Annotated in this window: 18 protein-coding genes; 11 read left to right on the forward strand and 7 right to left on the reverse strand. The window is 51.5% G+C overall.

The window, feature by feature from the left end; translation table 11 throughout:
* Positions 1-3 precede the first annotated feature (3 nt).
* Together ACO08I_RS00920 and ACO08I_RS00925 are read right to left on the reverse strand one after the other, a co-directional pair.
* Positions 4-2,295, reverse strand: coding sequence for a beta-galactosidase trimerization domain-containing protein (locus ACO08I_RS00920; RefSeq protein WP_421948200.1), 2,292 nt, complete (start codon positions 2,293-2,295; stop codon positions 4-6).
* A gap of 85 nt (positions 2,296-2,380) precedes the next feature.
* Complete coding sequence (locus ACO08I_RS00925; protein WP_421948201.1) at positions 2,381-4,162, reverse strand: arylsulfatase; 1,782 nt, start codon at positions 4,160-4,162, stop codon at positions 2,381-2,383.
* A gap of 188 nt (positions 4,163-4,350) precedes the next feature.
* Between ACO08I_RS00925 and ACO08I_RS00930 the strand changes: the two genes are divergently transcribed.
* The 9 genes from ACO08I_RS00930 to ACO08I_RS00970 all read left to right on the forward strand — a co-directional run bounded on the left by ACO08I_RS00930 (position 4,351) and on the right by ACO08I_RS00970 (position 15,933).
* Positions 4,351-5,679, forward strand: coding sequence for a M16 family metallopeptidase (locus ACO08I_RS00930; RefSeq protein ID WP_044225986.1), 1,329 nt, complete (start codon positions 4,351-4,353; stop codon positions 5,677-5,679).
* 45 nt (positions 5,680-5,724) lie between these two features.
* Positions 5,725-7,815 carry an insulinase family protein gene (locus ACO08I_RS00935; protein WP_282780909.1) on the forward strand — a complete coding sequence of 697 codons (2,091 nt, stop codon included), beginning with the start codon at positions 5,725-5,727 and terminating at the stop codon, positions 7,813-7,815.
* A gap of 227 nt (positions 7,816-8,042) precedes the next feature.
* Entirely contained in the window at positions 8,043-8,537 is a 495-nt protein-coding gene (locus tag ACO08I_RS00940) for an asparaginase domain-containing protein (protein ID WP_282780907.1), read from the forward strand.
* 4 nt (positions 8,538-8,541) lie between these two features.
* Positions 8,542-8,766: a hypothetical protein gene (locus tag ACO08I_RS00945; RefSeq protein WP_044225992.1), complete on the forward strand. Its 225-nt coding sequence runs from the start codon at positions 8,542-8,544 to the stop codon at positions 8,764-8,766.
* 165 nt (positions 8,767-8,931) lie between these two features.
* A complete protein-coding gene (locus tag ACO08I_RS00950) occupies positions 8,932-10,554 on the forward strand; it encodes a CotH kinase family protein (protein ID WP_282780905.1) in 1,623 nt (540 codons plus the stop codon).
* 121 nt (positions 10,555-10,675) lie between these two features.
* Complete coding sequence (locus ACO08I_RS00955; protein ID WP_421948202.1) at positions 10,676-12,310, forward strand: CotH kinase family protein; 1,635 nt, start codon at positions 10,676-10,678, stop codon at positions 12,308-12,310.
* Complete coding sequence (locus tag ACO08I_RS00960; RefSeq protein ID WP_421948203.1) at positions 12,297-13,265, forward strand: YheT family hydrolase; 969 nt, start codon at positions 12,297-12,299, stop codon at positions 13,263-13,265. The genes ACO08I_RS00955 and ACO08I_RS00960 overlap by 14 nt, the downstream gene beginning before the upstream one ends.
* A 71-nt stretch (positions 13,266-13,336) precedes the next feature.
* Positions 13,337-14,494: a galactokinase gene (galK, locus tag ACO08I_RS00965; protein ID WP_282780898.1), complete on the forward strand. Its 1,158-nt coding sequence runs from the start codon at positions 13,337-13,339 to the stop codon at positions 14,492-14,494.
* Positions 14,495-14,499: 5 nt separating this feature from the next.
* Positions 14,500-15,933 carry a pyridoxal phosphate-dependent decarboxylase family protein gene (locus tag ACO08I_RS00970; protein ID WP_421948204.1) on the forward strand — a complete coding sequence of 478 codons (1,434 nt, stop codon included), beginning with the start codon at positions 14,500-14,502 and terminating at the stop codon, positions 15,931-15,933.
* Positions 15,934-15,975: 42 nt separating this feature from the next.
* Here ACO08I_RS00970 and ACO08I_RS00975 read toward each other — a convergent pair whose 3' ends face one another.
* From ACO08I_RS00975 to panB, 5 genes are all read right to left on the reverse strand, one after another.
* Positions 15,976-16,959 (reverse strand): aldo/keto reductase, encoded by a 984-nt coding sequence (locus tag ACO08I_RS00975; protein WP_345894645.1) that lies wholly within the window; start codon positions 16,957-16,959, stop codon positions 15,976-15,978.
* Positions 16,960-17,035: 76 nt separating this feature from the next.
* The gene (locus ACO08I_RS00980; protein ID WP_282780893.1) at positions 17,036-17,734 is read right to left on the reverse strand and encodes an outer membrane beta-barrel protein; all 699 of its coding nucleotides are present in this window, start codon (positions 17,732-17,734) and stop codon (positions 17,036-17,038) included.
* Between the two features lie 37 nt (positions 17,735-17,771).
* Positions 17,772-19,622 carry a patatin-like phospholipase family protein gene (locus ACO08I_RS00985; RefSeq protein ID WP_282780891.1) on the reverse strand — a complete coding sequence of 617 codons (1,851 nt, stop codon included), beginning with the start codon at positions 19,620-19,622 and terminating at the stop codon, positions 17,772-17,774.
* An 80-nt stretch (positions 19,623-19,702) separates the two neighbouring features.
* The gene (gene mltG, locus ACO08I_RS00990; RefSeq protein WP_282780889.1) at positions 19,703-20,737 is read right to left on the reverse strand and encodes an endolytic transglycosylase MltG; all 1,035 of its coding nucleotides are present in this window, start codon (positions 20,735-20,737) and stop codon (positions 19,703-19,705) included.
* Positions 20,738-20,792: 55 nt separating this feature from the next.
* Positions 20,793-21,608: a 3-methyl-2-oxobutanoate hydroxymethyltransferase gene (gene panB, locus ACO08I_RS00995; protein ID WP_282780886.1), complete on the reverse strand. Its 816-nt coding sequence runs from the start codon at positions 21,606-21,608 to the stop codon at positions 20,793-20,795.
* Positions 21,609-21,812: 204 nt separating this feature from the next.
* Between panB and ACO08I_RS01000 the strand changes: the two genes are divergently transcribed.
* Entirely contained in the window at positions 21,813-22,823 is a 1,011-nt protein-coding gene (locus ACO08I_RS01000; RefSeq protein ID WP_282780884.1) for a hypothetical protein, read from the forward strand.
* A gap of 102 nt (positions 22,824-22,925) precedes the next feature.
* Positions 22,926-25,112, forward strand: coding sequence for a hypothetical protein (locus tag ACO08I_RS01005; protein WP_421948205.1), 2,187 nt, complete (start codon positions 22,926-22,928; stop codon positions 25,110-25,112).
* Positions 25,113-25,202: the final 90 nt, after the last annotated feature.

The following is a 25,202-nucleotide window of genomic DNA, read 5'->3' on the forward strand; positions in this document are numbered from 1 at the left end:
ATTTTACGGCTTCTCAATACGTACCCAGATACCGGAACGGGCAGGAACGGTGATTTCAAAACCCTGCTCGTTGCTTTTCAGGGCTTCATCTGTATAAATATTAACGGCTTTACCGTATTTTATGACGTCAGACTGTACCCGTATCGTCTCTGACTGCCCATCATTTTCATTGAGGATGAAGTAGTGGTCGGCCTCCGGAGCTGAGCGGCGCATCACCATGCTGTGCTGAGCACCTTTGACTTCGTAGGGTGGGCGGATATCTCCGAGGGTGAAATAGGTCAGTATATCCTCCATTTTCTCGTTGCCTTTCCGGTAAGTCATGCGTGAGCCTTCAAAGTTAATCAGTACGGCTTCGCCTTGGCCGTATGAGTGCCGGGTTACGGCGGGCAAGCCATTTTCAAAGGTGCTGATGACTGCTGCTCCGTTGGCTTTTAGAGCACCGTACTGCGTATCCAGCGCATCGCCATCGAAGTGGATGGGGCGGTTGAAGCTGTGGTGAAAATCGGCGGTTTGCAGCCCGAAGAGCTCGGCAAAGTCGCTGTCTTTATGCTGCTTGTTCAGGCGGCCGTAGGTGTCGAGCATAAGAACCGGAAAGTCAGCAACGAGCCGCCCGCCCTGTTGCACATAGGATTTGAGGGCTTTGATGTGCTCGTCCTTCAGTGTAATCACATACGGCAGGTAAATGATTGGGTAGCGGGCAGCCAGCCCGGCGTCCAGATCGCGCTCCGTGAGGTACTCGAAGGGGATATTGTTGTTCATCAGGGCGCGGGAAAGCCCAAGGCGGGCTTCGGAATGGAACTGCCGAAACTGCTTGTCCCGGTCGGTTTTGTACACCGGCGTATTCATATCGTAGGCGCCCAGGGAAAGGCGGCCGAGCATGGCTTCATTTTCCCAGCTGTACAGAATCCCTACGGTGGGCTCGTCTACGCTGTCCCAAAGCTCGAAGCGATGTTCCTGCAGCTTTTTGGAGAAATTGCCCGCTACGATAGCCCGGTCGGCGGGCTCGCCCTGAATATCCGTCAGGGCGTATTCCCCGACTTCCCAGCCTTCGCCCCGGCTGTTCCACATCCAAAATCCAATACCTTTGAGCCCGGCTGCCAGGTAGGATACGATGAGCTGCGACATCGTCTGCCCGTCAACGGTATAACCCTGATGCCCGCTCCATTGGGTAGGCCCGCCGGTAGACTCCCATGTAGCTGCCCAGCCGCCTTTGAACATATCGGCCACGATGCGGGCCTGCCAGTAGACCGGGCGGAGGATCTCATGGTCGGTCAGGAAAAAGTGGTGGGTAAGGTGGATGGAGGAATAGAATGACCCGCCAATATCGGCCGTTTTAGCCTGAGCCTCCAGGTCCCAGGTATTCATGGCCTGGTTTTCAAAAATCTGGTGCCCGCCGGTACGCTCGGGCTCATCGGGATCCCAGTCGTAGTAGAGGTCCATCGTTTTTTGATAGTTTTCGACGATAAGCTCGGACTGAAATTTCATGGCGTCCCGGTAGCGCCGGAAATCTTTAGATAGCTTTCCGGTACCATTGCCATACTCATCAAATCCGGTGCCCTTCAGCTGAGCCGCTGCTTCTTCGAAGGTTTGGAAAGCGCAACTGCCGGTATAGCCGCAGTTCCAGGCCTCTTTTAGGGCATCCATCGAGCCGTAGGTATCTTCCAGCCATTCTGCGAAGGGCGGGAGCAGGCGCTCCGGCATCCAGGGGTTGTTGCGCCCGGGCTCGCCCATACCTTCAGGCTTTGGCGGCTTTTGATCCATGCGGTCAACCCTGTCGTGCCAAACCTGCTTTTGGTGGGCGATCATTTTGGGGTGGACCTGAATAGCGGGCATATTAGCTTCGGTAAGCTTCATGTCGATACCCAGTTCTTTCAGGAGTTCAGGCGTGATGTTGGCCCAGCCGCCCTTGCCGTAGTACCAGGGCGAAATGCCAATATCGATGGCGGCATCAAAAACTTCTTCCCGGAAGCCCTCCGGATTGTCGGGTGCGACCAGCTGCACTTGTTTTAGTGCGGTGAAGCCCAGGTCGCGGATGGTCTCAAATTCGTGTTTGGCAGCCTCCAGGTCATCGCCCCGCTGCTGATAGTACACCACGCCCACCGGGAAGGGCTTGAGGTTGCGCAGCTTTTGTTGCATGGGGCTGTTGTTGAGAGCCCAGTATTTTTCCTGTAGATATGGATCTTCGCCTTCCCGGGCCTGCGTACCGGAAATGTCCCACTTGGCCTGCGCGCTCATTGCACTTGCAAAAAGCAAAATGCTGCCCATTACCAGCAGCTGCTTCCAATCCTTGATCATAGCTTGGTTTTTGGGTAAATGAGGCTTTGCTTTTTTAGTTGTAACGGTGAATAGGGCAAAGAAGAAGACAAAATTCACGGCTGGTCTACGGGCTTTTGTAAGTTTCTATTCGATCCAACTGCAGCAGCCGGAAATCAAAGCCCTGAGCACCGGGAATATCCTTTGCGGAAAGGGCGAGCCGCTGTTGGCCGCGCTTCAGCTGAAGATTGCCAACCTTTAAAGGCTTCCAGTCTTTGACGTAGGAAACATCCCGGGGCGTACGGTCGTATCGGGCACCTTCTAATGGTGGGTTGTGGGCGTCACTGATTTGAAAATCAATGGCTGTGCCGTTTGCGGACAACCGGAAAGCTGCGCCGGTATTTTCTTCCGCACAGGTGTAGTACAGGGTTGCCTGATAAAGACCGGGTTTCAGGACCTCCACGTCCCAATAGATGCTGTCATTGGTGTTTGTCCAGTTGGTGTAATAGGAGCAGTTGGGCCAGCGGTTGGACCGTTCGATGGTGCCGGTGGCAATGGCATCACGGGCAGGCAGTTGGGTGAAAACATGGTCAGGGTGCCCCACGGCAAAAGCTCGTTTTTGGTTCGGATTTAGTTCTGATAGCACCTCTTTTCGGAATTTTTCCTGCGCCTTGATCAGCGTTTTATGGATTTCCGGATGTGCGTGGCTGACATCTTTACGCTGCCCGGGGTCGGCATTCATATCAAACAACTGTCCGTCATGGCTCAGCCGGAAATGCTGACTGCGCACGCTGATTCGGTCGCCCCATTGGTTGATGATCAAACGCTCGGGCCAATGCGTGTTCTTCTCCAAAAGCAAAGATTTCAGGCTTTTGCCGTCCAAGGGCTTTGGGGGATCGAAGGGAATGCCTGCAAGGTCGGCTAAGGTCGGCAGCAGGTCATGCACGCTGGCAATGGGTTGAATGGTCTTTCCGACAGGGAGCTGCCCTTTCCATTGTATCAGCAGTGGCGAACGCACCCCGCCTTCATCGGTTTTGGCTTTCCGCCCTTTCATATCACCGTTCCAGCGCCAGGAGTTAGGGCCGTTATCTGTGAGATACAATATTATGGTATTTTCTTCCAGGTGCAGCTTGCGGAGATGTGCGATGAGGCGCCCCACGTTCCAGTCAATATCCTCCACCATGGCGAGTGCGGCCCGGGTAAAAGTGGTGTCTTCACGTTCCGGATTTCGGTGCCGGTTTAGGAGCGGGCGGTCTTTCACCTTTTCCCACCAGTCATCCGGTACCTGCATAGGCGCGTGTGGGGTGGGGAAGGGGAGGTAGACCAGAAACGGCTTATCCTGATGTTGTGCAATGAAATCTATAGCCCGGTTCGTCAGATCGTCGGGCAGGTAGCCATCGCCTTGAATGATTTGTCCGTTATGTTCCAGCATAGGGCTGAAGTAGCTGCCCCAGTGCCCGGAGCAAAAGCCGTAGAACTCGTCGAAGCCCCGGCTGTTGGGGTGATAGGGTGGCTGCATGCCGTTGTGCCATTTGCCGAAAGCACCGGTGGCATAGCCGGCAGATTCAAAGTACTCAGGCAGCGTCTTTTCATCGAGGTCGAGCCGTTCGCCACCGGCAGAAGTGGAATAAACGCCACCCCTTACCGCATATCGTCCGGTAAGTAAAGCGGCCCGTGTCGGAGAGCACACCGGGTCAACAAAAAACCGGTCGAACTGAACCCCATTCACTGCTAAGCTGTCAATATTTGGAGTGCTGAGATTGACATTCCCATGCAGGCTAAGATCGCCCCAGCCCTGATCATCTGCCATAATGATGATGATATTGGGCGTAGATTGGGCCTTTAACAGCTGGACCAAGCAGCATGACCAGGCTATCAAAAAGAGAAAGCCAGCGATTGTTCGGGACATCTTTAAGGGGCTTTGCAAAGATTTAATATAGAAAAAAACTATAAAATTGAGCATTGCCATCTCTGTATGTAATCAAAAGCACGGGTTTCGTCGTTGGTTATCTAAGACTTCTCTATTGCACTTCGTGATGTGCAATACGTTTTGCAACTTGCACCTTATTGAAAAAATGTATCAAACCAAATATCAATATGACGCTCAGAAAGCTATTTTTTCTACTTAGCGGCGTACTTCTCGGGACCGGACTGCTGGCCCAGGACCGCGCCATTGAATTTGAACAGCTCACGCTGGATAACGGGCTGGATGTGATTCTGCATCAGGATAAAACCACACCCATTGTTGCCATTGCCGTGATGTATCATGTTGGAAGCAAAAACGAAAACCCTGACCGTACCGGGTTTGCCCACTTTTTTGAGCACCTCTTGTTTGAAGGTTCGGAAAACATCGAGCGCGGCCAGTTTGACAAGTACATTCAGGACGCTGGCGGTACGCTGAATGCCTACACCACTTCAGACGTTACCTGCTACTTTGAGATTCTGCCTTCCAATCAGCTGGAGTTGGGCATGTGGCTGGAATCCGAGCGCATGCTGCACGCTAAGGTAGAGGATAAGGGTATTGAAACCCAACGGGAGGTGGTCAAGGAAGAGATGCGGCAGCGCTACGATAACCGCCCCTACGGTACGTTCCGCATGGAAGCACTAAAGCGGGCGTTCAAAAAGCACCCCTATCAGTGGCCGACGATCGGCTCCATGGACCACCTGAATGCGGCAACGGAAGCGGACTACGTCAACTTTTACAAAGATTTCTATGTGCCTAACAACGCTGTGCTGGTCATCGCCGGAGACTTCGAAACCAAGCAGGCTAAGAAGTGGGTGAACCAATACTTTGGTACTATTCCGGCTAAGAAAGGGAGTTTTTACCGCCCGGAAATTAAGGAGCCGGCTCTGAATGGGGAAGTGCGGGACACTGTCTACGACCAAATCCAGTTACCGGCCGTTATCCATGCTTACCGCATTCCATCCATAACCGAAGATGATGCCTACGCGATTCAAATGCTCAACCGGCTGTTGTCGGAAGGGGAGAGCTCCCGCATGCGCCGTGCGCTGGTAGACGAACAGGAAAAGGCACTGGCCGTTTACAACTTTGCAGATGGTACGGAAGACCCGGGTTTATCTATGACCTTTGCCATAGCGAGTGCCGGCACAGATGCCAAAGCGCTGGAAGAAGCGATGGACGCCGAAACAGCAAAAGTCCGGGAGGAACTTATCTCTGAGCAGGAATACCAAAAGCTGCAAAATCAGATTGAAGCCAGCTTCTTTACCGATAATGCTTCTATGTTTGGTATTGCCAATAGCCTGGCCACCTACCATACCATTTACGATGATGCCAACCTGATCAACACCGAGCTGGAGAAATACAAGGCAGTAACCCGGGAGGACCTCCAACGGGTAGCAAAAAAATACCTGGTGCCCGGCAACCGGGTTGCGCTTTACTATTTGCCCAAGCCCGCACAGCCGTAAGCAGTGCCCAAAACCTAATTTTTAAGTAAAAATCTGAATCAAGATATGAATTTCAAATCTCTAATATACCTCGTTGTCGCGCTATTGGGTACGACCGCTATACAGGCGCAAGACGAAGACTTTCGCAAGAAAGCACCGGAAGGCGGCCCACCGCCCCGGATTGAGTTTGGCGAATACCAGCAATTTAAGCTGGACAATGGCCTGGAAGTGATCGTAGTGGAAAACCACAAGTTGCCTAAAGTGACTTTCCAGCTTCTGGTCGACGTGCCCCCAACCGCCGAAGGCGACAAGGTAGGTATGGCAAGTATGGCTGGCGAAATGCTGAGCCGCGGTACAGCAAACCGTACCAAAAATGAAATCGATGAAACCGTTGACTTTATGGGGGCAAGTCTCTCCACAAGCAGCGGAGGTGCCTATGCCACAGCCTTGAGCAAGCATAAGGAAACCCTCATAGAGCTCATGGCGGATGCTGTGCTCAACCCAAGCTTCCCGGAGGCAGAATTTGAGAAGCTGCTACAACAGCGGCTTTCTGCACTTGCCCTTCAGACTTCTGATCCCAGCTATATTTCTTCCACCGTCTCGGATGTACTCACCTTTGGTGAAGACCATCCTTACGGTGAAATAGAAACCAGGGAAACGCTGGAAAATATTAAGCTGGAAGACCTGAAGGAATACTATAACGAAAACTTCAAGCCTAACATTAGTTACCTGGCTTTTATCGGCGACATCAACGCGGATGAAGCCAGGACGCTGGCCGAGACCTACTTTGGGAAATGGGAAAAAGGTAATGTAGCTCGGGCGTTTTATCCCCGCCCTAAAGCGCCGGATGCCACTCAGGTGGCGTTGATAAACAAAGACGGCGCAACGCAGTCGATCCTCAATATCACCTACCCGGTCAATCTGAAGCCCGGCACGGATGATGCGATTGTCGCAAACGTATTGAACACCATTTTGGGCGGAGGGCTGCTGTCCAGCCGTTTGAATCAAAACATCCGCGAGGATAAAGGGTATTCTTACGGCGTACGCTCAACGCTGCAGTACGATAAAATCATCGGCTACTTTGCCGCCGGCGGTAATGTTCGTAATGAAGTGACAGACAGCGCAGTGGTCGAGATGTTAGGCGAGCTCGAAAAGCTGCGCACCGAGGCTGTGCCGGAGCAAGAGCTCAACAGTGTGAAAAGTTTCATTTTTGGCAGTTTTGCCCGAAGCACGGAGCGACCGGAGACCGTTGCCCGTTTTGCACTGAATATTGCCCGGTACAAGCTTCCGAAAGATTACTATGCTACCTATCTGGAGCGCGTACAGGCTGTTACGCAGGCAGACCTCACAGCGGCTGCTCAGAAATATTTACTGCCGGGCCAGGCCTACGTCGTTGTCGTAGGGAATGCCGGCGAAGTGGCTGAGCCGCTAGAGCGTGTGGCTCCCGTGATAATGTACGACAATCAGGGGCGCCCACTCGACAAAGCCGGCCTGAGTGTGCCAGAAGGCCTGAAAGCTATGGATGTGATTGCGCAATATATTGAAGCGCTCGGTGGCCGTGAAAAGCTGGAAAGCGTGGAAGATATGAGCATGACCATGGGCGCTACTATTCAGGGTATGGCCCTGACCATGAAAATGAAGCAGAAAGCAACCGGCAAAATGGCCATGACGGTAGAGATGAACGGGTCTGTAGTCAACGAAACCCGCTACGACGGTGAAAGAGCGATGGTCAGCGCTATGGGGCAAAAGCAAATCCTCGAGGGAGAAGATGCCGATGCATTCAAATCGCAGGCGATGATCCACCCGGAACTGGCGTACGACAAAAAAGGTTATGAGCTCAAACTTACGGGAGCAGAAAAAGTGGATGGCGAGCCAGCTTATAAAATTGAAATTATCAGCCCTGATGGGAGTAAGAGTACTGAATATTTTTCAATCGAAAGCGGGCTGAAGCTAAAGACGGTAACCACGCAGGATGGGCCGCAGGGTTCAGTTACTATCACTAACCGATTTAGTGACTACCAGGAAGTGGAGGGGATGATGGTCCCGTTCCAAACTGAATCAGAAGGCATGGCCCCTGTACCACTGACGATGAAAGTGGAGGAGGTAAACATCAACACAGGGCTTGAAGACGACTTCTTCAAGGTGGACAAGGAATAGCATTATCCTTATTATACTCCCTCCGGTCACGAGAGGTGTAATTTGTAAGAGGAGTATATATAGGTGCGAATAACCCTGGTTGCCTCATGGTGGCAGCTGGGGTTATTTTTATTGTAACCAAAGGTAATTGTTGCATTCTGGTAAAGAAGCTGTATTTATCCCAGGCTTGCACTTTGTGGCAGTAGGCATTTGTCGTATAATTGCCGCTAAGCGCAAAAACAGCAATAATGATTCAGGTCTACGTCACCGGAGGTACTTTTGATAAAGAGTACAACTATATATCAGGGAGTCTCTTTTTCCGGGATACCCATTTGCCCAGTATGTTCGAGCGGGGCAGATGTACGCTTGATGTGAATATCAAGACGCTGATGATGATCGACAGTATGGAGATGATGGAAGAGGACCGGGAAATTATTGCCTACAACTGTCAGCGTTGCCCGTATGATAAAATTCTTATTACGCACGGTACCGATAAGGTAGTGGAAACGGCACAATTTCTGGCCAGGCGGAATATAGAAGGGAAAACCATAGTGCTTACCGGTGCAATGATTCCCTATGCTTTCGGGACTTCTTCGGATGGCTTTTTCAATCTGGGCAGTGCCCTGGCTTTTGTACAAACGTTGCAGCCGGGCGTATATGTATCCATGAACGGGCGGTATTTCCACTGGGATAATGTCGTGAAGAATAAAAAGACTGGTTTTTTTGAGGAATTAAACAACTAGTAAAATGGATTATTTGGGCTTGCTCATGGAGTTGATATTCCTGGCTTTTGGTATTTACCTTTACCTGTTTAGCATAGGCCGGGTACAGGCGGGCGATCCTGAGTCCAGGAAAAAAGCAGAAGCATTCCGGCAGCGCAATGCCTGGTGGATGCGGATCGGTGCCCTCGCAATCATCGCGATTATGGTGGTCAATCTTTACTTGCATTTCCTGCAACTCAGTGGGAAGTAAGTAAAAAATAAAGGGCGTTTCCTAAAGGGTTTGCCAGAAGAGAGCCCTCCATCGTCAGCATAATTTCTTAATATTGCAATGAAAAAAGTATAATTTGTCAGCGTTCAGGAGCCGCTGGCGATTATACCCAAAACAAAATCCTGAAAATCACATCACACCTTCAATATGAAAAAAACAACGCTGATCCTACTAAGCCTTTTTTGCTTCGGGGCTTATACAACACTATGGGCTCAAGATGATGCTTCCGGTTTTTATGATACCGGTACCATTCAGGAAATCAAAATCAGATTTGAGCAGGAGAACTGGCGCTATGTACTGGATTCCCTGCGCTTCAACGGTGACGGCTTGCTCTTCGGCAGCGTTGAAATTAACGGGCAAAAGTTTGATGATATTGGGGTACGTTACCGTGAAAGCCGTTCCTTCCAGCCAGGGAATAAGCGCAACAGCCTCTACCTGAAGCTCAATTATATCGACAAGGAACAGAATTACCAGGGGCGGGGCACCGTCAAACTTTCCAGTGCGCTGAGAGACCCTAGCATGGTGCGCGAAGTATTTGGCTATGAAATTGCACGCCGTTACATGCCTGCACCACTTGCCAATTATGCGCGTGTGATGGTCAATGGCGAGTACTATGGCTTGTTTGTGAATGTGGAGCCGATTGATGATGCTTTTCTCAAGCGCAACTATGGCACAGATGAGGGTACTTTCATCCGCTGCGCGCCAAATCTTGTGGAAAATGAACCTGCTGGGTGCAAGGCAGATGTGTTCGGCAGCCTGCAGTTTGACGAAAGTGCCAAGTGTTACCTTCATAACTTCCAGCTACTCTCGGAAAGCGGGTGGGATGACCTCATTGAGCTGACCTACCTGCTGAACAAAAAGCCGGATGAGGTGCATCGTGTGCTTAACGTAGACCAGGCCCTTTGGATGCTGGCCTACAATAACGTATTGGCTAACCTGAGCAGCTACACCGGCCGTTACAGCGAAAACTATTACCTCTACCGCGATGATCAGGGGCGGTTCAATCCTATAGTATTTGACCTTAACCTCTGTTTCGGCAGCTACAAAAACACAGGTGTAGGCTCCGACCTTAAGCTGAAAGACCTGCAGGAGATGGACCCCCTGCTGCACGTCAATAATGCAGATAAGCCACTGATTAGTCAGCTGCTCAAGGATGAGCACTACAGGAAAATGTACCTCGACCACATCCGTACTATCGTGAATGAGGTCTTCCGCAAAGACCAGTACCTGGAGCGGGTTAAAGAACTGCAAGCCCTTATCCGGGAAGACTTTGAAGCAGACAAAAACCGGTATTACTCCATGGAAGACTTCGACAACAGCCTCACCGAAACGATTGGCAAGCGCAGCCGTATTCCTGGTTTGCAGGAACTAATGACGCCCCGTACGGATTTCCTCAAGCAGGACGTTGTTTTAGCTGTTATCCCTCCAATGGTTAGTGATGTTACGGTCAGTTCCCGCGAGCAATTTTCTGCTGAACGGGTCACAGAGTTTAAAATCCAGGCCAAAGTAGAGAAGTTTCCCACGGAGGTGGCTTTATTTTACCGTCACGACGCTGCTCAACCCTTCAAGCGGGTAGACATGGCAGACGATGGCCGGCATAATGATGGCGAAGCGGGGGATGGTGTCTTTGGGGCGGTTGTGAATCCGGAAGGGGGAGCTACCGCAATCCAATACTACATCTACGCCGAAAATGCCCGGGCGGCAAACTTCAGCCCGTCCCGCTATATGTTTGAGCAGCACACCGCTACCTTAGAAGAATTAAATAACTAAAGCTTACGAATAATTTGGTGCATGCCTGTAGGTTTTGCCGCCAGAATTCCTGAATTTGCGAAGCAAGCAGCTACTGTTTGCTTCGCAATTTTCTTTTGATAGGGTTCAATTGACCAAATCTATGCAACAACTTCTCTTACTTTTTCTGTTTGCTTTGGTATACGCGGCTCCGGTTATCGGGCAGGATACCGAAATCGATATTTACGACCCGGACTCCATCCGGGAGGTCCGCATCTATTTTGAGGAAGACAACTGGGACGATATCCTTGACTCACTCAAACAAGCCGGGCTGGATCAGCGCCTGATTGCCACAGTAAAGTTTGCAGGGGAAACCTACGAGGGGGCAGGAGTCCGCTATAAGGGCAACAGCTCCTACTTCAACGTCAGGAAAAATGACTACGCCAAGCTGCCCTTTAATATTGATGTTAATGAGACCCACAAAGACCGGAAAATGCCCGGGGGCTACGATAAGCTCAAGCTGAGCAATGTTTTCCGGGACCCTTCCTTTCTTAGGGAAGCATTGTCCTACAAAATTGCAAACCGGTACATGGTCTCGCCACGGGCCAATTATGTTCGCGTGTTTATCAATGATGAGTACTTTGGGCTCTACAACAACACGGAGTCTGTTGACGAGGAACTGCTCGAACGCTTCTTTGGCAGTGATTACGAAGACGAGACTGGGGTACTGTTTAAATGTGACCCGGTTTGGAGCTATGAAGCACCCGAAGGCTGCGCAAAAGGGGAAAAGTCGTCCCTGGAATACCTCGGCCCTGATCCGGATTGCTATAAAGGTAATTATGAGATCAAATCGGATTCCGGATGGGCACAGCTGGTAGCCCTTACAGATATACTGAATAATCACCCTGAAAAAATCGACTCTGTACTCGCCGTGGATGAAGCACTCTGGATGCTGGCGTTCAATATCACACTGGTCAATCTGGACAGCTACACCGGGCGTTTTTGCCACAACTACTACCTCTATCAGGATGAAGACGGTGTCTTCCACCCCATCATCTGGGACCTCAACCTTTCATTTGGCGGTTTTCGCTACGATGGACTGGGCAAGCCCCTTGGGCTGGAGGACATGCAGACCCTGAGCCCATTTATCCACTATAAGCAAAAAAATAAAAAGCGGCCTCTTATTACAGAACTGCTCGGCAATGACTTGTACCGCAAAATGTACGCTGCTCATATCCGAACCATCGTTCAGGACTTCTTCGCCGACAGCACTTACCTTTACGAGGGCATGCGTATTCAGGAACGGATCCGCCCATTTGTAGAGGCGGATTCCAACAAGCTCTATAACGTGGAAGCTTTTGAGAAAAACCTCTACGAGTCAGCAAGGGCCAATAAAGTCAACATCGTGGGGATCACAGAGCTTATGGAGCCCCGGGCTGAATATTTGCAAAATCATCCTCTGATAGGACATGAGCCCCCAAAAATTGATACCATTGAGTATATCGATGTGGGTGACGAGGCCATTTTTGCTACTCGCCTGGAAGGGGCAACACGAGCCTGGCTGTTCTACAGGAACGGTACACGAGGCAACTTCAGGGCGGTTGAAATGTTAGACGATGGAGCGAGCGGGGATGAAATGGCCGAGGATCAGGTCTTCGGCGTCATTGTCTCCCATCAGGATAAAGAGCAGCCCATTCAGTACTTTGTGGTTGCCGAAAACGACCGGACGGCTGCCCTTTCGCCTGAGCGCGCTTCATTCGAATACCATACAACGGCTACCACAGATGCCACTGATTAAAGAATCGACTTACAAGCGGGCGCCCCGTTATCAGTTTAACGGGCACCTTCAGACGGTGCTCCCTGCTATTTTGCGCAGGGTGCAGACGACCTATGAGCGGGAGCGACTAACGCTCTCTGATGGTGATTTTGTCGACCTCGACTGGGTGGACAACAGAAGCCGCAATTTGGTGCTCTTGTCCCACGGGCTGGAAGGCAACAGCGAACGCCACTACATGATGGGTATGGCCAATCGCTTTTCGGAGGAAGGCTGGGATGTGCTGGCCTGGAACTGCCGCTCTTGTTCCGGAGAGATGAACCGGAAATTCCGCCTCTACAATCATGGCGAGATCGGTGACATTGGCGAAGTAATCGGACATGCGCTCCAAACCAAAGACTACGAAAAAGTCCTGCTCGTTGGCTTCAGCATGGGAGGGAGCATTCTTATGAAATACCTTGGCGTTCATGGTAAAGCAGTTCCGGAAGCCGTAATTGGCGGAGTTGCCTTTTCTTCCCCCTGTGACCTTAAAGCCAGCGTAGATGCTTTGGAACTTCCTGGGAATGGCTTCTATAAGCGCCGCTTCTTCAAGAGTCTGAGCAGGAAGGTAACAGATAAGGCTGCGGATTTTCCCGGCCGTCTGGATATATCAAAGTTGGATGAAGTGGGGCATTGGCGCGACTTCGATGAGCACTATTCCGCACCCCTTGGCGGTTATGAGGACGCGGCAGATTTCTACCGGCAGGCCTCCGCCAAAAACTTCATGGGCGGTACCGACCGGCCCATTTTGCTGGTCAATGCCGGTAATGATCCAATTTTGCCCCCGGCTTGCTCACCTGCAGAACTTTGCAAAGACCACCCCAAGCTCTTCCTTGAGCGTCCGGGAAGTGGTGGCCACGTTGGATTTACGCTGCCCGGAAAACCCTATGCCTGGTCTGAGTACCGGGCAATACAGTTCTTGCAGGATCACTTAAACTGACCGGGGGCTAAATTTCGGGTATTTCTTTCAGGTCAATGCCCGGAGTTCTCTATCTTGCGCAAAAAATTGGGATGAACACCCTCGAAAATATAGCTTCCGCATTTCGCGATAAATTCTCTTCACAACCGCTACTGGTGCAGGGCTGCGGGCGCATCAATATCATTGGTGAGCACACGGACTATAACGAAGGCTTTGTGCTGCCCGCCTCCATCAACAGATATATTTACTTCGCTATAGCCGAGAACGGGACCAATGAGTGCCATTTTCATGCGTTGGATATCAATGATTCCTATCAGTTTTCGCTAAGCGATATCAAAAAGTCAGACAAAGGTTGGGCAAATTACCTTATGGGTATTTTGGATCAGCTTCAGAAGGAAAACATCCTTCTTGAAGGCGTGGATGTTGTTTTTGGCGGCAACCTGCCTATAGGCTCCGGGATGAGCTCTTCCGCAGCACTCGAAGCCGGATTTGCACTGGGTATTTGCAGCCTGTTCAATCTTCAGAAAAGCCGTCAGGAACTGGCACAGCTTGCCCACCGGTCTTCGAACAATTTTCTTGGTATCCCTTCAGGCATTATGGACCAGTTTGCCAGCTTGCTGGGGCAACGCGGGCAGGCCATTAAGCTGGATTGCCGCTCCCTGCAGTATGAGTATGTACAACTGGACCTGAAGGACTACGAACTGCTGCTCATCAATACAGGTGTATCGCACGCGCTGGCTAATTCTGCCTACAAAGACCGGGTACGCGAGTGCCGTGAAGGGGCGGAAGCAGTAGCCCAAAAGTTTGAAGGCATTCAATCCCTGCGCGACGCATCTCTGGAACAGCTGGAGGCCTGCCGGGAAGACATGACGGCTGTCGTTTACCAGCGGTGCCGCTATGTCATCGAGGAGAACGAACGCCTGCATCAGGCGCTGCACCTGCTGACGAACGGCGAAATGGAAGCCCTCGGTGAGTTATTACTCCGCACCCACGAAGGGTTAAGCAAAGAGTATGAGGTCAGCTGCCGCGAGCTCGACTTTCTGGTGGAGCTGGCAAAAGACCACGAAGGCGTTGCCGGTGCCCGCATGATGGGCGGAGGCTTTGGCGGCTGCACCCTTAATCTGGTGAAAAAATCAGCCAAGGAGGACTTCCTGAAGTACGCAAAAAAGGAGTACTACCGGGCCTTTTCCGTACAGGCGGAGCACTACGAGCTCGAAATCGTAGATGGCACCGATATCGTCAGAGGTTAAAAACTATGATCTCAGGAACAGATATTTTACAGTCGGCCTACGACCCGGAAAGGTTCAGGGCCGTAGGGCACGAGCTGATTGATATGCTCGCCGATCATTTAAAATCCGTTCAGAGCCGGGAACAGCAAGCCATTGCTTATTTGCCTCCGGGAGAGCAAGCCACTTTCTGGCACGATGATCTGATCAACGGAGCGGGTAGCCCCACCCATTTTTTTCAGGAAATTTTATCGCGCAGTGTGCAGGTGCAGCATCCCCGGTATATGGGGCATCAGGTTTGCCCGCCGGCTCCGCTTGCTGCCCTGAGTAGCTTAGTGGACGGGCTGCTCAACAACGGTATGGCTGTTTACGAAATGGGGATGTCTGCTACCGCTATAGAGCAACAGGTTCTCGCGGTGGTGTCAGGGAGAATGGGCTTCGGCCCGAATGCTGGTGGTGTACTGACCTCGGGAGGTACCCTGGCTAATCTGACTGCGCTGCTCGCTGCCAGGGCAGTGAAAAGCAAACGGGCCATATGGACGGAGGGCGGGAATGAGACGCGCCTTGCCCTTATGGTATCAGAAGAAGCGCATTATTGCGTAGACCGGGCGGTCCGGATAATGGGCTGGGGTGAAACGGGCATCATCAAAATCCCTGTGGACGACCACTACCGCATGCGGCACGAATGCCTGCCTGAGTATCTGGCTCAGGCCAAAGAAGAGGGACTGGAAGTTATCGCCGTCGTAGGCAGCGCCTGCTCCACCTCCACAGGCTCTTTTGATGATCTGAATGCGCTGGCTGATTTTTGCGAGGCGGAAGGGCTTTGGTTGCATGTTGACGGGGCACACGGTGCGGCATTGTCACTCTCTCCACAGTACAAGGCTGTTGTGGACGGTTTGGAACGCGCAGATTCAGTGGCTATGGACTTTCACAAAATGCTGCTCACACCTGTTTTAGCCACCGCTTTAATTTTTAAAAACGGGCCGGACAGCTACCGGACCTTTAGTCAGCGGGCACAATACCTCTGGTCCGGACAAACCGAGCAGGAATGGTACAATCTGGCCAAGCGTACCTTCGAGTGTACCAAGCTGATGATGGGTATGAAGGTACATGCCCTGCTACGTACCTACGGTTTTGAATTGTGGGAAGCTTATCTGGGCAAAGTCATGCAAAACGGCGCTCTTTTTGCGGACCTGGTCCGTGCCCATCCGGACTTTGAGCTGGCGGTTGCCCCGGCTTGCAATATTGTTTGTTTTCGTTACGTACAACCTGGCGCCGACCTCGATGAACTGAATGCCCGCATCCGGCAGTTTCTGCTGGAAGACGGCCGGTTTTACATTGTGCAAACTCAGCTCAAAACCGGGCTTTTCCTTCGGGTCACCCTTACCAACCCACACACTTCGGGTGAAGATATAGAAGCCTTGCTGACGCTGATTGCCAGCAAGGCTCCGGAATTAGGGTGACAACCCACCGCTTTGGGGCGGTCTTCGCTCTTTTAGGCTGGTTTAGAAAGTCGGATGAGCAGGCTTGTTGCCCAGCACCTCCTCAATGCGGTTCAGCACTTCCTCACTCAGCTGGGAGACCAGTTCCAGAGCATCAATATTCTCTTCCAGGTGGTTGACTTTTGAGCCACCGAGTATTACAGTGCTTACATTGGGGTTGGTCAGGCACCATGCAATAGCGAGTTTAGGCATAGAGGTGCCCAGATCATTAGCGATTTTACTGAGTTTCCGGACTTTTTCCAGACGCTCCTCAGTCAGGCTAAGGTCTTTGAGCCACTCAAGACCTTCCATGCCCAGACGGGTGCCTTCCGGAAATTTATCCAGGTACTTGCCGGTCAGCACACCGGAAGCGAGGGGAGACCAAATAGTGGTACCTAATCCTACGGTTTTGTAAATCTGACTGAATTCCACCTCTACTTTCTCCCTGTGAAACATATTGTATTGCGGCTGCTCCATCGTCGGCCCGATGAGGTTGAGGCGTTGTGCGACCATGTGAGCTTCCATGATTTCCTGAGCAGACCACTCAGAAGTACCCCAGTACAGGATTTTTCCCTGCTGAATGAGGTGGTTCATAGCCCAGACGGTTTCTTCAATGGGCGTATTCTTATCCGGGCGGTGGCAGAAAAACAGGTCGAGATAGTCGACTTGCAATCGCTTCAGGGCAGCATGGCAGGCTTCGAAGATGTGCTTTCGGCTAAGCCCGGTCTGATTGGGCTTCTGGCCGCCATCCCCGAAGAACACTTTACTGGAAACGATGTAGGAGCTGCGGTCCCAGTTTTGCTTGGCGAGGATGTTGCCCATCACAATTTCGGACTTGCCCTGGGCGTAAGCCTCTGCATTATCGAAGAAGTTGACGCCCCTTTCATAGGCCGCTACCATGAGCGATTCTGCTGTCTCATCACTGATTTGCTTGCCAAAAGTAAGCCAGGAGCCCAGCGAAAGTGCGCTGACTTGTAGTCCGGACCGGCCGAGCCGGCGGTATTGCATTTCCATAGATTGTATTTGGTTGGTTATTCTTCCAAAGCAACCCGTGCCGGAAAGAGATTGTTTAGAGGGGCACCGTCTAAAACTTCACAGCAGTTCTCACCCCAACTGAGTAGAGATTGCGATTATACTGTTCAAGCGGATCATTGAGCAGCCCGCTGAGCCAAAACTGAAAGGTCGGCTGAATCATAGTGGTGAAACCGTCGAAGTGGTGCTCCCAGCCGAGCCCGGAAATAAAGCTGTAGCCCAACCCGGAGAAGTTATCGCCTTCTGGCTTCTCTGTTACCTGTTCTGAGATATCATCGGTATAGTAAGTGATGCGCTCCCGGTTCGCAATATTGACCGCCATGGAAATTCCCATGGAGAAGAGAAAGTCGTTTTTATCGTCCAGTGTTTGGTAGAAGAGGAGTTCAGCGGGGATTTCAATAAAGTAGTGGACGTAGTTGGTGCGCTGATCTTCGGCACCGTCCGGGATATCATCGCGCAAGTCGACTTCCATACGCCGGGTTTGGTAGCCGCTTTCCACAAAATAGGCCCCTGTCTTGAAGGCAATGCGTTCGTTTCGCCACTGTGCCATCAGGCCCGCAGAATAGGAAAACCGGGACACTTCGAGGTTCTCCAGGCGCTGGGTCTCATTGGGGTCTACGTCATTAAGTTGGGCAACAAGCCTGCGGTGGCTGATATTCGGGAACAGCTCCACACCGACTTTGAGCTCTGATTGTGCGAAAAGGCTGCCGGCGAGGCAGCAGGCGGCCAGAAGCAATCCGATTCTAAGCATAAAAGGACTTTTAAGGAAAAACTCAATTCTCCCGGCTTTATTGCCCGTCACGGTCCAGAAGGTTACGTTTTTGAAAATCAGTAAGGATGGCCTTTAGGACCATATCGGTGGCCCGGTTGGCAGCGATGCCGGCGCCCCATTGTTTCCATACCCCTTTCAAAATCCAGGTAATCAGGCTGCCAAACAAGCTCGGCTTTACTGATTTATGGTTGTGGTGTTGCAGGATTTGGTGCACCTCTTCCTTTAGTTTTTCCTGTTCAGGTACAGGTGCCGGCTTTTCATACTTATCGGCATTCAGGAAGACTTCACGCAGGCGGTGGCGGATGTTGCCCTCAATGCTGAGTAGCTCAGAGGGCTTGAGGCGCTGACGTTTCGGTAGTGGAATCTCCGGGTTGTCCGCTTTTTGGCGGTCAAAGTTCATATCTGGTACAATGGGGTATCCATCTACGGATTCGCTGTAGAACCGCTTGTGGCGCTCATCGCTTGCATCCCAGTCCCGGAAGACGCTATCCCGCTCAGCTGCCTTGGAGGTAGGGATGCAGAAGTAATTGCGCAGAAAACTCTGGCAGTTGCGGCGGCCCAGCTCAAAATCATGTTCGCGGAAGCCCCGGCTGAAAAATCCGCCGAAACCATCAAGCGAACCACAGGAAATGGGGTAGGGATCCTTCTGATCACCTTCCCGGCGGGAAGGGAATATCATGCGCAGGGTATGGTCAGAAGACAAACCGCCGACCAGGTCGCTTTCTTTCATCATGGCCTGCCCCCGGATTGCGCCCAGGACTTTAGGGACCAGCTCAATCAGCTTTGGGGTTTCCTCCCGGTCCTGCTGAGTTTCCCCTTCAAAGTTGGGGAAAGGGTCAATCATGAGTACGGCATAATTCTGACCTGGGTCGTCCTTGCTTTTTTCTTCGAGTGCCCGGATCACCTCACCGAAAGGTTCATTGTTCACGGTCCCGCCATCAACGGCGTAAAAGTCAAAAGTGTCTTCTTCAATTTCAATGCGCAGCCCCTGCGTAGGCAGCTCCCCCTCCTCGTGCCGCTTGGGCGAAAACATGCGGTCTACCATCGCTTTGATATAGGGAGTTTGGGTATTGGTGAGGTGCCGTGGAGCCAGGCCAAGTGGGAAAGCCCCCGTAGCTTTGGCACACTGCAGGAGCGTTTCCCGGTCTAGTGCCTCTTCAGGGTTAAAAGGTAGGGTATGGTCGTAGTGCTGTGTTCCGGCTGTATTGACTTTAAAATGTGCAATACCTTTATGTAGGTACATACGGTGGGCCGGCTTGGGCGGTTCGCTAAATGCTCTTTCCTTTTTTACTTCATCGAAAAAGTTCACAGCCAAAGGAATTCCCCTAAGGCTGGTAATGGTAAGGATAATCTCCAAATCCTGTGCAATGTAATCTGGCAGCTTTGTGATCCTTTTGAGCTCGGCAGCACGGTCAGCGATTTGATCGATAGGCTGGGAGTTGAGCAGGGAAATGACCCCGCCGTGTTCTTCAATGTCCCCGGTTTGAAGCATTTGCAGGAGCGTAGACATTTTGCCGTCTCCCTTATCGTTGAGGTTGACCCAGGCTTCGTACAGTTTGTTCTGCTCCTTATTCGGGTTGTCGTCGTTGATGGGGCGCAGCCCTTCGAAAAGGCCAAGCGCAGTGATTGCTGCTGTCATCCCTCCGGCAGAAGAGCCGCCCATGACCTCAATAACCACATCGTGCATTGGGACGCTGTGGTCATACTCGGGGTGGTCTTTTCCTAATTGTTTGTTACGCTCCTTGGCGCCCTCCCATTTGGACAGGGTTTCGAGTAAATAGTCGATGACACCGGCTGTGTAGGCACCTGCGGAGACTGCCCCCGCCATTGCAATTCCGATTTTGAAGACTTTCTGTTGTTCAGCCATGATCGTATTTGAGGTTTAGGCGGCGGGTCAACGACCCGCCTCACCAAAGCTAGGGCTTTTTTGTAAATGCAGCAACCGAATTATCGAAGGCCCCGCTTTCGCAGGTTTTCCCGGTAGATAGCGGCATTGCGGTTGTGTGCCGATAGAGTCCGGGCAAAGGAATGAAGGCCGGATCCATCACCTTTGGCACAGAAGTAAAGGTATTCGTGGCCTTCGGCATTAAGCACCGCATCAATACTCGAAATGGACGCCATGGAAATGGGCCCGGGAGGCAGCCCTGCGTACAGGTAGGTGTTGTATGGCGAGTCAAATTTGGTGTGGTAGTCGGTTACCCTGGGCGTACTAAAATCGCGCCGTGCAAAAACGGCAGTGGGGTCTGCCTGTAGGGGCATTCCGATGCGCAGGCGGTTGAGGTATACACCAGCCATTCGGGGTTTTTCGGAACTGACCAGGGTTTCGCGCTCTACGATGGAAGCCAGAGTGTACACCTCGGCGGGCGTCATTTCCTTTTTGGCTGCTTTCGCCTGTCGGTCCTTTTGTTTCCAAAAACGGTCATGTTCTTTAATCATACGGTCCATAAAAGCTTCCGGCACAGTATTCCAGTAGAATTCATAGGTATTGGGGATGAACAGGCTCATCAGTGTTTCCGGAGTATAGCCGATGGAGTCGAGGTAGACTTCGTTTTGCATCAGATTCAAGAAAGCCAGGGAGTCCTGCTCTAAAAAACCGGCGACCTTACCGGCAACCTCCTCGATGAGCCGTTCATTGTGCAGCACTACATTGACTGGAGCTTGCGGCCCATTGCGTAAATGCCGGATGAGCTCAATGTGGTTCCAGCCGGGCTGCAGCTCAAACCGGCCCGGGCGCATGGGGTTGCGCTCGTAAGCCATGCGTTCAGCAAGTACCCGGAACACCTGCTCGTCCTGAACGAAATCCTGAGCCTTCAGCAAAGTGACAACTTCTTCAAAGGTAGATTGGGTGGGGATTTTTACGACATAACTGTTCAGCCCTTCCGGCACAGCTACTTTCGCCAGAAAGGCGTTGTAAAGGTACAGCCCCGCCCCGATGATAGCTACCGTTAGCAGGATCAGCGTGGCCTTCACGGCTCTTTTCATGGTGTTTGTATTTTAGTCAGGATTGTTGGTGATGGCGCATTTGCTTCTACAGTTGCTAATACTGCTCTTTTTCATTGGGGAAATTGCCGGAGCGTACATCATCGCCATACTGCTCAGCCGCGCGTTTGATCTCATCAAACAGGTTGAGGTAACGCCTTAGGAAACGCGGCTTAAAGTCTTTAGTGATGCCCAGCAGGTCATGAGAGACCAGGACCTGCCCGCTTACATCAGGGCCGGCACCGATGCCAATGGTGGGGATGTCGATGCTTTCTGTTACCCGCTTTGCAAGCTTTGCCGGGATTTTCTCGAGCACAATAGCGAAGCAGCCCAGTTCCTGCAACAACTTCGCGTCTTCTATAAGCTTATTAGCTTCGGCTTCTTCCTTGGCCCGCACGGTGTAGGTGCCAAATTTGTAGATTGACTGCGGGGTAAGCCCAAGGTGCCCCATCACCGGCACTCCAGCCGACAGAATACGTTTGATGGATTCCTGGATTTCGGCACCGCCTTCCAGCTTGACTGCGTGAGCACCGGATTCCTTCATGATTCGGATGGTGGATTCCAGCGCAATGCGGGAATTGCCCTGATAGGAACCAAAGGGAAGGTCTACGACTACCAGCGCACGTTTGACCGCCCGGACCACTGAAGAGGCATGGTAGATCATTTGATCGAGTGTAATGGGAAGGGTCGTTTCGTGCCCAGCCATAACGTTGGAAGCCGAGTCGCCCACCAGCAATACATCGATATTTGCTGCATCAAGGATGCGGGCCATTGAAAAATCATAGGCGGTGAGCATGGTGATTTTCTCATCCCGCTCTTTCATTTCCTGAATGACGTGAGTGGTCATTCGCTTGATATCTTTATTAACGGACATGCGTTCCAGTTTTTTTGGAGCCACAATATAGGCTCAATTCCGTTTGACAAACAAATATTGAGCTGCCTTTGGTTGAATATGGCGAGAGTCAGCAAAAAACAATTCCGTCTTTTAAACGTCAATGCCCGTTTTCATCGTTTGTGAATTTGGAGGTATTTAGATTACCTTTGCCATGCTTTACAGATTACTGCATAATAGTTAAGAATGAAATTACTTAAGCCTTTTGTTCTACTGCTGATTTTGGTTATGGGTTGGAGCGCATGTTCCACCGAAGTGAACCTTGAAGCAGAATGGAAAGACATTCCTATCGTATATGGCTTCCTGAATATTCAGGATACGGCTCATTATATCCGTATACAAAAAGCTTTTCTGGAGCCGGGTGGAGACGCCCTTCAGATCGCTCAGGTGAGTGACTCGCTTTACTACGATGAGGTTAATGTCGTGCTTGAAAACCGGACGCAGGGTACCTCTTTCGTGCTGCAGCGCGTCAATGGAGAAGATGAAGGCTACTTCAAGGAGGAGGGGCTGTTTGCCAACTCTCCAAACATCCTGTACAAACTTGATGCAGAAGAGGCCGGCCTGGAAGGCGGTGATGAGGTGTCGATCCGTGTGGAAAGGGGGGATGAGTTACCGCCGGCTACCGCTGAGACCATTATTCTGAATGAAATAGACTCCGTAGCGACCTCTCCATCAAACACCATCAACCGCTGGCGCTATAATCAAATGCTTGCTGTAGCCTGGAGCCCCGGGCCAGAGGCACAGATTTTTGATGTCCGTTTTATTATCCACTACCGGGAAGTTACGCCCGGTCAGGGGCAGGACCCGGTAGAAAAAACGCTGGAGTGGGTCGTCAATAAATCTATACTTCGGCAGGATTCTGATAGTCAGCGGGAAAAAGTGGACATACCCGGGCAGGGCTTTTACTCCTTCCTTGGCGCTTCTATCCCGCCTAGTGAGGGTGAGATTCGATTGTTCGACTATATCGACATCATCATTACAGGAGCCGGAGAAGAATTTAGAGACCTTGTGTTAGTGGAACAGGCGAATACCGGTATTACATCGGCGCAAAATATACCCGTTTACACTAATATTGAAGAAGGGCTGGGGGTATTCACTTCACGTTTTCAGCTTGTTCGCCGCGGTATCCGAATCGGCAATGAAGCCCGGGATAGCCTTCAGAACGGCATCTTTACCAAAGACATTAATTTCAATTAGCCAAATCTGCTCTGGCAAAAAAGTATCGCGCTGTAACGTTTTGGTTTTTGGGTTGATCAATGGGTGATAATCCCATTAGTTAATCTCCCAAAAACCAAAACCATGGCCAAACACCATGAAACCCAGCCAGAAAATCAGCAGCCGTTAGCAGCATTCGCTTTCCGCCGTGATGGCAGCCTGCTCTGCAAAGGAAAAATCGAAGACGGCAATACTGTTTACTTCGATGCTGATAACAGAGCACTTAGGCAGTCCCGGGTTTTCATCCTCCCTGAGCCCGAAACGGGCATTCCGCTTACCAGCCTCAGCATCGAGCGGTTAGAAAGGCGTCAGGCCTTCGAACCTCGTCTGCGATTTAATGAAAATGGCGGATTGATCTTTGAGCGTATTCCTGAACGCATTCGTGAAATCTGGTGGTGGCGCCGTTGCTGTATCCGGGGCCGTATCACCAACCGGGCATCTGTAGAAGGGCAGCTGGAAACCTACCCGGCCTGCAATGCCATCGTGCACATTTGCGAAGTAGACCGTATCCGATGGTGGATTGACCGCATTGACTCCGATTTGCTCGAACGGCTGCGAGGCGATTTGCTGGAGCGCATTCCTATCCCCATTCCAGAGCCACCCCGGCCATTGCCTGACCCACCGCCATTCCGGCCTGCAATTGGGCTGGAGCTGTTGCAAAATGCTAGTTCAAACATTTCTGTCAACCGGATGCCACAAGCAGCTCTGGAAAGCCCCGCTCAGCTTCAGCTGCTGCATCAGCAAATTCAGCGGGTGGACGCAGTGCAGTTCAGGAATATCCTGGCAGATCATTTTACCCAATTTTTTCCTTATTTCTGCAATTTTCCTTACCTCTGGCCATGGCTGTACCGTTGCGATGAAGTAGCTGTAGTGGAGACTGATCAGAACGGGCGGTTTGAAGCCTGCATTTGGCATCAGGGCGATCAGCCGGATGTCTATGTGTGGTTGGAATATCCTTTGGATGGTGGAAACGTCACGGTGCACCGCCCTCGCGTACCCTGTGCTACGTACTGGGACTACGACTGCGGAGAAGACATCAATATCCAGCTTTCAGATAGCCGCATTCCGCCGGTATGTGGAGGTATTCTGGAAGGAACCTCAGTGGCTATCCGGAGTATTGGCACGCATGTTTCCCCTTTGCATATTGACCAGAGACTTACTAATACCATTACTTTGCCAGGAGATGGTAATTTCCGGACCGTTGGGCTAACCAGCTATGCAACACAGGGACTGGGGAGCTACAGCCCTCAACTCACTAACCAATTTGTTCGCCCCTTTACGGGTAATATACCCATCTACGCGCAGTTTGGAGACGGGCTTCCCGCCACTAATATTCACTATTTTCAGGTGCAGTACCGGCGCACACATAATGCGGGGTTGCTTACCCTTGTCAATCCTTCAGATCTGAATTCGGGTTGGAAGACATTGGAAAGTGGTACGCTCAATCGGCGCTATGTCTTGCAGGACGGTTTGGACTTCAAATATGAATACTACAACCTCGGGCCTTTTGAAATCAATGGAAAGCGGGCTTACCGTATTCCGCCCCCGGACCCGCAATCACCTGGCATAGATGGGCAGGCGGCTTCTTCAGACCCCACCGCGCGTTGGTCGCGCTATGACAGAGTGGCTATTGCACGGATTGACACCAGCCTACTTGACGATGAAGGCCTGTACGAATTCCGAGTCCGTTTTTTGGATCAAAATGGCGACCTGGCCAATGTCAATCCAGACTTTTTCCGGGTTCCAGATCCTGAAGATGTTAATGCTACCATGGCAGCACCCAATCTATACATTCGTCAAATTGGGGCCGATGCAGTTTTCCAGTTTAGGATGAGGGTGGATAACCTTGGGCCGGCATTGGGTATTTTCGGGGTTTCGCTGGATGGCGATTTCAGCGCAATGACCGATTGTGGCTTTTTGGCCTATCAGTCTGTAAGCCAGCAGGTGGGCCTTTCCTTTAGGGCCAGCCACCCCCGCGGGTTCGGGCTCTTTAACTTCAATGTAGAACGAGGCCGGCGAAACAGCCTGTTCAACCATTTCACTCTTGGCGATGCCAGAGGCGTGGTCACTGGAAGCAAAGCACCATATACCCTTGGGCCAGATGGCATTTACCGGGCTTCCTTCTCTGTCGCGGCATTACTGGCTGGTTGTGGAGACAAAGCTGCTTTTTCGGAAAGCTTAACTGCAGTGGGACTGCATACAGATGGCACCCACGCCGGCAACTTCTACCGCAACACCGTAAGCAATGCTTTTGCCATAGCGCCTCAGTAGGATTGCAACACTACTGGCTGGCTTCACTCGCTTCCTGCTTTCGAACATGGTAGCATTTAGCAGGTTAAGAGGGTGAAGCCATTTTGGCTG

Source organism: Phaeodactylibacter xiamenensis, assembly GCF_965229835.1.
In the GTDB taxonomy this organism is placed as follows: domain Bacteria; phylum Bacteroidota; class Bacteroidia; order Chitinophagales; family Saprospiraceae; genus Phaeodactylibacter; species Phaeodactylibacter xiamenensis.